The sequence below is a fragment of the Streptomyces sp. NPDC047917 genome (genome assembly GCF_043204345.1).
GTDB lineage: Bacteria > Actinomycetota > Actinomycetes > Streptomycetales > Streptomycetaceae > Streptomyces > Streptomyces sanglieri.
In genome coordinates this window covers 208,313-218,761 of record NZ_JBIDCA010000016.1, presented here as the reverse complement: position 1 = coordinate 218,761, position 10,449 = coordinate 208,313, and the positions used below count along the sequence as shown (strand labels likewise).

The 10,449-nt window shown below is 72.2% G+C and carries 5 protein-coding genes; all 5 read right to left on the bottom strand.

The features are described from left to right. Positions 1-76 precede the first annotated feature (76 nt). Genes ACGF8B_RS34725 through ACGF8B_RS34705 form a run of 5 tightly spaced genes read right to left on the bottom strand, consistent with a single transcriptional unit; the run spans position 77 to position 10,210 of the window. The gene (locus ACGF8B_RS34725; RefSeq protein WP_392746191.1) at positions 77-4,150 is read right to left on the bottom strand and encodes a hypothetical protein; all 4,074 of its coding nucleotides are present in this window, start codon (positions 4,148-4,150) and stop codon (positions 77-79) included. 9 nt (positions 4,151-4,159) lie between these two features. Continuing rightward, a complete protein-coding gene (locus ACGF8B_RS34720; protein WP_392746190.1) occupies positions 4,160-5,035 on the bottom strand; it encodes a carbohydrate ABC transporter permease in 876 nt (291 codons plus the stop codon). Further along, positions 5,032-5,994, bottom strand: a complete 963-nt coding sequence (locus ACGF8B_RS34715; RefSeq protein ID WP_392746189.1) for a carbohydrate ABC transporter permease — start codon at positions 5,992-5,994, stop codon at positions 5,032-5,034. The genes ACGF8B_RS34720 and ACGF8B_RS34715 overlap by 4 nt, the downstream gene beginning before the upstream one ends. Further along, positions 5,991-7,298 carry an extracellular solute-binding protein gene (locus ACGF8B_RS34710; RefSeq protein ID WP_392746187.1) on the bottom strand — a complete coding sequence of 436 codons (1,308 nt, stop codon included), beginning with the start codon at positions 7,296-7,298 and terminating at the stop codon, positions 5,991-5,993. Before ACGF8B_RS34710 ends, ACGF8B_RS34715 begins: the two co-directional genes overlap by 4 nt. Further along, positions 7,295-10,210, bottom strand: a complete 2,916-nt coding sequence (locus tag ACGF8B_RS34705; protein WP_392746186.1) for a family 78 glycoside hydrolase catalytic domain — start codon at positions 10,208-10,210, stop codon at positions 7,295-7,297. Before ACGF8B_RS34705 ends, ACGF8B_RS34710 begins: the two co-directional genes overlap by 4 nt. Between the last annotated feature and the right edge of the window lie 239 nt (positions 10,211-10,449).

The window sequence follows — 10,449 nt, the reverse complement described above, 5'->3', positions numbered from 1 at the left end:
CTCCGGCCGGGCCGGGCGGGGCTGAACCACGGGGCGACGCCGGGGACCGGACACAACGGCCCCGGACGTCGCCCCGTCACCCCCGCTCGATCCGCAGCAGTACCGGACCGAACAGGCCGCTGACACGCTGCCCGGCAAAGACGAAATGGGTCGGGCTCGTCGCGTCCAGGCGGGGCGCCAGCGTCCCGAACACGGTGATCTCCACGGCGTTGCCCCCCGGCACCACCAGTCCCGTCAGGTCGAACACGTAAGGCGAACACACCCGCACCCCCGCGGTGACGCCGCCGACCCGGACCTCCGCCGTCCCCCGGACCCGCCCGAGATCCAGCGACACCCGCCCCGCCACACCATCGGCCGGCACGTCCACCACTCGGCTGTACCGCACCCCGCCGCTGTACTCGGCGAGGCCCTGCCCCTCCCAGTCGCCGAGCCGGATCCGCCCGGTGCCGACCGTGCAGCACACCGGACCGGCCAGCGCGGCGCCACCCTCGTACCCGGGGACGGTCCGGACCCGCAGCGCCGCGGTCACCGGACCGCAGCGTTCACCGTGCGGCAGCTCGACCGTCACGGTGCGCACCCCACGGGCACCGGGGACGCCCACGGCGGCGCGACACTCGGAGCCGTCCACGTACACCGTGGTCCCGCCGTGCGTCCGTGCCGTCAACCGGGTGGTACCGGGCGGGAGTTCGCACCAGAACCACTCCACACCGCCCCGGCTCCCCGGAACCGCGAACCGGACCGGCACGACCGTGCCGTCGTCGGCCTCCGGGTCCAGCCACGCGGCCCCCGGCAGCGGATGCGGGCGGCGGCGCAGACACAGCGCGGCAGGGTCGCCCACCGGTACGCGCCGCACCCCGACCGGCCCGCGACCGTGCGGGCCGTCCGCCCACCAGCCGGCGTCACTGTGCAGCGTCGCGACGGGTTCGCCGTCCCTGCCGTCGAGCACCGCGTCCACCAGGACCGCGCGCTCGCCGCCCCCGGACGTCTCGACCGTGATGTCGTTGTCACCGATGTGCAGGGCGGCCGTCACATCGTGCCGCCGTACGCGCGGCACCGCGTGCTCGGCGTACGGGTCGAATCCACCCTGCCCGCCGATGAGCCGGCCGTTGACGCGCAGCGCACAGGGCACCAGGGAGGCCACCTGCACGACGGCGCGGGCGGGGAGAGCGGTCAGCTTCAGCGTGGTGCCCATCGTCCCGGGCGCGTGAATCCATTCCGGGCGCCCGTAGCGTCCGGGATCGCGAACGAGTGCCATGTGCGCCCGCAGTTCACAGTCCTGATCGGGTGTCAGGTCCAGTTCGAGCAGATGGAATCCGGCGGTCGTACGCACCGGGCCCAGCGCGAGATGGCCCCCGTCGTCGAGCGCCACGGGCACACCGTCGAGCCGGACCCGCTTCACCGCCCCGGCCCCGATCGCGAGGTGCCCGTCGAAGTCCTCGCCCAGGTGGATCCCGGTGCGCAGCCGCACCACCTCTCCGGCGACCGCCGGGCCGATGTGCGCGAACTCCTCCGGCACATGCCCCTTCGGCCCCAGCACCGCGCGATGCACCGGGTCCTTGCGCACACCCAGACTCTCGGACCATTCGAGCACCGACGGACCGTCCCGGCCCGGCCCCTCGCCCAGGACCAGCGCACGGGGCCCGAACGTCGCGTGGACCGTGGCCGGTGCCGGACGTCCGGGGCCGGAGGGCACCGCGGCCCAGCCGTCCCGTACGCCGTCCTCGCCCGGCGCCTCCACCCGGTGCCGGAAGGTCCGGCACTCGGTGACGGCCGGGCCGGTGGGCGGACCGGTCGCGGGGCGGGCGAAGTCGCCCCAGGTGTTGTCGAGCGTCGGGACGAGGGCCATGTCCCACTCCGCGTCCGGGGGGATCCCGACGGTCTCGACGGCGATGACGTGCGACGGTCCGGCGCCGGAGAACACGGGTGGGGGCGGCTCCAGGTCCTCGGCCGGGAAGACCAGTACGGCCGCCGGGCCCGTGTCGAAGGGGACATCGACCTCGACGGCCCGGTCGTCGTCGGCGACGGGCAGCACCGCCAGTCTGCGGGGAGCGCCGCCGAACGGGTCCACCAGAACGGCCGGCCCCGAAACGTCCCGCACCCGCACCCGGGCGCGCCGTACGTAGCGGCCGGGGTCGAAGTCGTAGCGGGCGTCCAGCCAGCCCAGCGCCGCGCCCCGCTCGTCGGGGGCCGCGACCTCAGCGCGGGTCGCCCGAGGGGTTGCCGCGGTCAGGAACACCACAGTGGCGCCGTCCACCCGCCGCGCGAGCGCGGGGACCGGTGCACGGACGGCCGGCCGCACACCGCCGAGAGCGGCGGCGAGCGCACCGGCCGGGTCGTCGTCCAGGGGAACGTGCACGGCCCGGCCGTCCGCGAAGCACGCCCGCAGCGCCTCCGCAGCCGTGGCCGCACCGGATCCCACGAACCGCTCGGGCAGCTCGCCCCAGGCGATCAACTTCCCGCCGGCCGAGGCGAATTCCACCAGCCGATCGGCCGTCCTCCGTTCGAGGACGGTGCACGCGGGCAGCACGATCGCCGCATATGCCTCGTCCGCCACCCGCAGCCGCACCCCGTCGTCCGGCCGGGAGACACGGGCACGGGCCAGCGAGGCGTCGTCGATGACATCGGCGTCGAGACCCAGCCGGTCCAGCAGCCCCGGCCGGGTACGGAACCAGGTCATGTCCCCGACGAGTTCCAGATAGGCCCACTGGGCACGGGCCGCCGCCCCGTCGACACCGTCCAGGGCGGTGCCCGCCTGGGCGGTGGTGGTGGGCAGCAGGACCGCGACGTCGCACAGATGGTGACCGAGGCTCAGCACCGCGCAGAGCCGGGTCACGGCGTCGGCGAAGACACGGTGGTGACGCCAGTACGGCTGGCGCCAGTCGGTACCGGGCGGCGCCCACTCCCACCAGCCGCCCTTGGTCGTGTAGTAGACGGCGTGCGGGTTGTAGAGCGTGGCCCCGGCACGCAGCCAGGGCAGCAGCCAGTCGAAGGTCTCCTCCAGGGTGCCGCCCCAGCCGGTCGAGTGGAAGGCCTCGACCCAGGTGCGGGGACGGCCGTAGAGATGGGCGAGCGAGGAGTGGATGCGGGCGTCCCCGTGGTGGTCGGAACCGGGCGCCGAGAACCAGCGGTGGGTGCGCGGGTAGTCGGCGTACAGCTCCACGCCCGCGACCGGGTGTCCGGCGCGGGCGGGATCCTGCTGGTCGCAGCCGATGAGCAGCCCGTACCGCTCGTGCCAGGCGGCCAGCGGCCGGAAGAACGCGTCCTCGGCCAGTTCTGCTCGGGTCAGGTGGTAGTCGCGGCGGATCCGGTGGACGTCCGGATCCGCGCTGCCGTCGTACAGGGCGTCCAGCCGCTCGGTGAGGTCGTAGCCGCGAAGTCGCAGGAAGGCGCCGGTGAAACCGGTGGACCAGGTCGGCAGGGACGGGAGTTCGTCCTGGAACGAGCCGACGACGACGGTCCCGAGCCGGTCGCCGAGCCGGCGCTCGAACTCCCCGTGCACCCGGTCCAGCAGCGCCGCGCACGCCTCGGTCCCGAGATAGTCGAAACCGAGCGCCTCGTGATGATGGAGCGTCAGACGCCAGCGGCCGGCGCCGGGCGCCCGTACGACCCCGTCGGCCACCGGCACCGCGACCGCGGGCCCGGTGGCCCGGCCGTCGTCGTCGACCGGTTCGGCACGGCCGGCGAGCGCCCGGCCGCCCGGCGGGCACCGCAGCTCACCGGCCTGCGCCGCCGAGGACTCGACCACGGCCCGCACCCGGCCGAGCCGGCGGCCGGCGTGATCGGGCCGTTCGTCGACCAGGCGCGCCTGGAGATCCGCGCCGGAGAAGCCGAGCTGGTCGTAGAACCAGAGGCCGGTCCCCAGCTCCCGGGCGTCCTCGCACACCCCGTCGAGCAGCTCCCACCACGCGTCGGACAGAAACGGCGGGTCGTCGGCGTCCGAGCCGAACAGCGGGCCCGACGGCGCCAGGTTGAGGAGCACCAGATTGTGCACCCCGCCCTGGGCGAAGCGCTCCAGCTGCGCCCGCAGCCGCGACCGGTCGAGCCGCTCCCCGCTCCACCACCAGATCGCGACGGGCGAGAAGGCGCGCGGGGGCGCCGCGAGGACCGCCGCGACACTCGGTGGGAGGAGCGGATCACCCGGGTGTTTCATACGAGGTCCTCAGCCCTTGAGGCCGCCCGCGAAGCCCTTGATCACATACCGCTGGAGGACCACGAAGACGATCAGGATCGGCAGTGCGGCGAGCACCAGTCCGGCGAAGACGAGCCCGTAGTCCGAAACGTACTGCCCGACGAACGCGAAGATGCCCACCGGCACGGTCTCCTTCTCGGAACCGCCCAGATACAGCAGCGGAGTGAAGAAGTCGTTCCAGACGAACACCGCGTTCAGGATGATCACCGTGCCGGTGATGGGGCGCAGCAGCGGGAAGACGATCCGGGTGAACGCCTGCCGGTGGTTGCAGCCGTCGATCAGCGCGGCCTGGGCGTAGTCCTGCGGCAGCGCACGGATGAATCCGGTGTACAGGAAGACGGTGAACGGGAGTTGGATGCCGGTGTAGAAGAGCACCATGCCCTGGTAGGTGCCGAGCCAGCCGAGATCGTCGACGAGTTTGTACAGCGGGATCATGCCGAGCTGGAACGGCAGCACGATGCCCAGCAGGAACAGGATGTACAGCCCGTAGCCGAGACCCCGGGCGCACCGCGCGAGGTAGTAGGCCCCGGTGGAGCCGAGGACGACGAGGAGCAGCAGGCTGACGACGGTGATGACCGTGCTGTTGAGCAGCGCGGGCCCCAGCGACGCGGAGGACCAGGCGTCGCCGAAGTTGCCGAAGGTGGGCGGCGAGGGCAGCGAGAGGGGCGACTCGGCGATCTGCCGGGGGTCCTTCATCGCCAGGGTGATCAGGGCGTACACCGGGAACAGGAAGACGACGGCGACGGCGATCATGACGAGTTCGAGGGCGTACTGCCCGTACCGGGGCCTGCGGCCCCTGCGGCCGGCCTTCCGTTCCGCCGGTCCGCGGGCCGTTGCGACGCTCACGCGGTGACCTCCCTCGCACGCAGATAACGGAGCTGGACCAGGGAGACCGCGGCGACGAACAGTGCGAGGACCAGGGCCACGGCGGTGCTGTAGCCGAACTTCCCGTAGACGAACGCCTCCTTGTACAGGACGGTCGACAGGGTCTCGCTGGAGGTGCCGGGGCCGCCGTTCGTGGCGGCGTAGACCTGGTCGAAGAGTTTGAGTCCGCCGATGGTCGACAGCATCAGGTTGATCGTCAGCGCGGGGGCCAGGAGCGGCCAGGTGACGTAGCGGAAGCGCTGCCAGGAACCCGCCCCGTCGATCCTCGCGGCCTCGTGGAGTTCGGCGGGCACGCCCTGGAGCCCGGCCAGGAAGACGACCATCGAGTAGCCCGCGTACTGCCACACGACCATCGCGGCGACGGACCACAGGGCGAGCGAGGGATTCCCGAGCCAGTCCTGACGCAGCCCGCCGAGTCCGACGGCGCCGAGCAGCCCGTTGAGCCCGGCGCCGTTCTCCGGGTTGTAGACGTACTTCCACAGGATCGCGACCATGACGGGGCTGACCACGGCCGGTGCGAAGAAGATCAGCCGCAGTACCGCACGGGACTTGATGTTGGTGTGTACACCGAGCGCCAGCAGCAGGCCGATGCCGTTCTGGACGACGACCACGGCGACGGTCAGGAGCAGGGTGTTGGTGACGGACTCCAGGGCCCGGCCGTCGTCGAGCAGGGCGCGGAAGTTGTCCGCGCCGGTGAAGGAGAACCCGCCGATCCCGGACCAGTCGGTGAAGGCGTACATCACCCCGGCGAGGCTCGGGTAGAGCACGACGACGGCGTAGACGACGAGGGCCGGGACGACGAAGAGCCAGGGCGGGACGGTGTGGTCGCGGTGCCGGGCAGGCCTGCCCCGGCCCGTTCGTGGCACGTCCCCGGCCTCTTCGACCATGCCGGGGACGGTTTTCTGGGGGGTGCTCGTCACGATTTCTTCCCGTAGGCGTCGTCCATCTGTCCCAGGGCGCCGTCGACATCCGTCTTCCCGGCGAGCAGATTCTGCACGGCGGCGAAGTGGGCGGGCTGCACTTCTGCATTGGGCCAGCTCTGGTCCATGAAGGGCACGGCCCGGTTGTCGTCGATGATGGGCAGGAAGCCGGAGAGGACCGGGTCGATCTTCGTCGAGGCATCGCGCTTGAACGGGATCGCGGCCACGGACTGTGCCCAGCGGTCGACGTTCTCCTGCTTCCCCAGGAACTCGATGAACGCCTTGGCCCCGGCCGACTTCCTGGACCGCGCCGAGACACCGAGCCCGACGACGATGCCCGCCGGGATCCACAGCTTCGCGGGGTCGTCACCACCGGGGAAGGGGAACATGCCGAGGTCGTCCGGGGTCCGGGTGGCCTGGCGGAAGTTGGCGAGCACGGCGGAGACCTGGACGGCCATGGCGGCCTTGCCGCCGGCGACCATCGAGGTCTGCTGCTCGTACGTCGTTCCGTTGGGGTTCTCGTTGAAGAAGCCCCGGCGCTGGAGCTCCTGGTACTTGCCCATGGCGTCGGCCCACCCGGAGCCGCGGAAGTGCGCCTTGCCGGAGGCCATCTCCGCGTCGAACCCGGGGTTCTTCGCATAGACGGCGTTGGGGACCAGCGCGTACGTGATCAGCTGGGTGACCCAGGGGGTCTGTGCGCCGAGTGCGATCGGGATGATGCCCTTGGCCTTCAACCTGGCGCAGACGTCCAGGAGCTCGCTCCACGTCCGGGGCGGTTCCACCCCGGCCTCGGCGAAGGCCTTCTTGTTGTAGATGGCGCCGATGGCGCTGCTGCCCGCCGAGTACAGATACGTTTTTCCTTCGCGCCGGTAAGCGGGATGGAAGTTGGCCGGGACCTCCTTGGTCCACGCCTGGCCGCTGAGGTCGGCGAGCAGCCCGGCCTTGGCCAGCTCGACCATGGACATGGCGCTGCCACTGCCCGGATAGAGCACATGCACATCCGGGGCGTTGCCCCCGGCGAGCTGGGTGCGCACCACCGTCTGCACCTGGTCCGTGGGTGCGAAGGAGGTGGCGAACGTGTCGTCGGGATGGGACTTGCGGTAGAGGCCGACGAGCTCCTCTATCGGTTTCTGCTGGTCGGCGACGCCGACGACGCGCAGCTTGCCGGAACCGCCGCCGGAGTCCGAGCAGGCGGTCAGAGCGGGCGGCAGGGCGGCGAGCGCCGCGACCCCGCCGCCGATGCGGAGAAATCCCCGGCGGTCGACCGTGCTTCGGCCCGGCCGGAAGTGAGAACCCGTCGTCATGGTGTGTCCTCCTCGTACGAACGGGCGAACGAAGGTTTCGTCGCCGGTCCTGATGTGCGTCGGCTCGGGGTGAGCGACAGCGGCGGTTTCGTCCCGGGCGGCGCCGCTCGGCAGTCCACCGGGGGATGGGCCGCGGTGAAGCGGTAGGAGCCCGAGGAAACGCGGTGGACCACGTGGTCGGAGGCGGTCGCGATCACCTTGATGTGGCGGTCGTCGGCGCTCGGCACCAGGCCCGATTCGCGGACCGAGCCGGGGTCCGCGGTGGGCACGTACACATCGGCGGTGGCGCCGGGCGGCACCTGGACGCGCAGGGCGATCCGGTCGCCCCGCCGCTCCCAGGTCACCCGCACCGTGCCGCGCACGGACTCGTGGTGGGCGCTCGCGTGGCGCAGCCCGCCGGGCCGGGGCCGGATCCGCAGCTTCCGGTACCCCGTGGAGTCCGGCGCCTGGTCCAGGCCGGCGACACCCCGGTAGAGCCATTCGCCGACCGACCCGAGCGCGTAGTGGTTGAAGGAGTTCATCGACGGCGCCCGGAATCCCGTGCCCGGGGTCCACCCGTCCCAGCGTTCCCAGATCGTGGTGGCGCCGTGCCGCAGCGGGAACCGCCACGACGGAACCTCGTCGCGGAGCAGCAGGGCGTGGGCGAGATCGGCCCGTCCGTGGTCGTCGAGCACGGGCGCGGCGAGCGCCACCCCGAGGAAGCCCGTCAGCAGGGCGGGCCCGGCCGACTCGACGAGTTCGGCGAGCCGGCGGGCGGCGGCACCGGCGAGCCCGGCGGGCAGCAGATCGAAGGCGAGCGCGACGAGATACCCGGTCTGGGTGTCACCCGCGACGCGCACGGACAGGCCGTCCGCGGCATTCCGGGAGGTGACGAACCGCTCGGTGAACGTACGGCGGATGTCGTCCGCCAGCCGGTGGTAGCGCTCCCCGGCCTCCTTGCGCCCCAGTACATCGGCGGCCCGCGCCGTGAGCCGGGCGCTCTGCGCGAAGTACGCCGTGGCGATCACGTCGCGCGGGGTGGGGGTGCCCGGGGCGAGCCAGTCGGAGAAGTGCGGGCCCACCCGGTCCTGCCAGATCAGACCGGGGTTGTGACGGTGGATCAGATCGACCCAGGCGCACATGCCTTCCAGGGCCCGGGAGAGGAACCGCGGGTCGTCGTAGACGCGGTAGAGGTGCCACGGGATGATCACCCCGGCGTCGGCCCAGCCGGGTGCCCCCTCGTCGGCGACGCCCACGAGACGCGGGGCGACATTGGTGAAGCCGCCGTCGGGGGTGCGGGCGTCGTCCACGTCGCGCAGCCACTTGGTGAAGAACGCGGCGACATCGGCGTTGAGTGCCGCCGTGGGCAGGAAGACCTGCGCGTCGGCCAGCCAGCCGAGCCGCTCGTCACGCTGCGGGCAGTCCGTGGGCACGCTCACGAAGTTCGAACGCTGCCCCCACGCCACACAGTCGTGGAGCCGCCTCAGCTCGGCGTCCGAGCAGTCGAACTCCCCGGCCCACGGGGTGTCGCTGTGCAGCGCCACGGCGACGACATCGGCCTCGGCCGGCTCGGGCACGCCGCTGATCTCCGCGTACCGGAACCCGTGATACGTGAAGCGCGGTTCGAACACGATGTGCTCGCGCCCGTCCCCGACGAGTACATCCGTCGCCGCGGCGGTACGCAGGTTGGCGGTGTACAGCCGCCCCGCCCCGTCCAGCACCTCGGCGTGACGGATCACCACCCGGGCCCCGGCCGCGAGCCCGCGCACGCAAAGCCGTACCCGTCCGGCCAGGTTCTGGCCGAAGTCGACGATGTGCGTGCCGGGGGAGACGCGTGTCATCGAACAGGGGCGCAGTTCGGTCATCGCCCGCACCGGCTCGTCGGCGGAGGCCACCAGCAGCCGGTGATCGGCGTCCGTGACCCGGGCCCGGGACCAGCGGGAGTCGTCGAAGCCGGGCAGCTCCCAGCCGTCGGCACCGTGCCGGAGGTCATGGCACTCGCCCATCAGCAGATCCGCGTGGCGGACCGTCCCGGTGCCGGTGCGCCAGGTCTCGTCGGTGACCACCACCGAACCCCGGCCGTCCGCCCCGGTCAGGTGGAGTTCGGCCAGGAACTGGGGGGACGAGCCGTAGTGGGCCCCGGCCCGGCGCGGCTCGAAGCCGACGAACCCGCTCCACCAGCCGTCCGCGACGGTGGCCGCCAGGACGTTCTCGCCGTCCCGCAGCGACGCGGTCACGTCGTAGGTCTGGTACTGCACGCGGCGGTGGTAGTCGGTCCAGCCGGGTGCGAGTTCGGCGTCGCCGACCCGTTCGCCGTTGAGCCGGACCTCGTACAGGCCGCGCGCGCTGACGTACAGCCTGGCGCGGGTGCCGGCCGACGCGGTGAAGGACCGGCGCAGCACCGGGCACGGGGCGAGCCCGTGGTCGTCGAGCGCGAACTCGCCCTCGGTGGGCGCGTCCATGACATCGATCGGGTGCGGGTCGTGGGTGATCCACGAGGCCCGCCACTCGTCGGTCCGGGTGAAGCCGGTCTCGAACCACGAGGATTCCTCGGCGGGTGTGTCCGTCCCGGCCGGCCACACGGAGACCCGCCAGTGCAAGCGCGTGCGGCTCCTGAGCGCGGGCCCGGCGTAGTCGACGGCCGTGGCGGCGGGATCGGCCACCCGGCCGGTGTCCCAGAGGAGCCGGCCGCCCCCGTCCAGGTCCCCGGCGTGCTCGGCGACGCGGACCCGGTAGGCCACCGGGTCGTCGCCACGGACGTCGGAGGCCAGCCGCCAGGAGAGCCGGGGCGCGGGTTCGCCGATCCCCAGCGGGGTGGTGCGGTGCTCGCACCGCAGGGCGTACGGGCGCAGCCTCCGGGCCTCCGGACGGCCGGTCACCGGCCCTTCGGCGGGGCGGCCGGCGGGGGTACCCGCCGCCGGGGGACCGGACACGAACACGTCCTTCCGTCGCACCGAATTTCCCGATGTGAAATCTAACGTTAATTCTGTGGCGTGGAGACTATGAGTCACCCTCAGGGGTGTCAAGGGTGTTGCCGACACGTCCTCGGTCGCGTCGGAGAAGGGCTGATGTCTCCTCAACTAACCCCCTGTGAACGGCAATATGACCACTCGTAGGTGGTCTTGTGGCGTGTGTTTCCTCTGTGATATCCAGCCTGTGATTACCACATGGA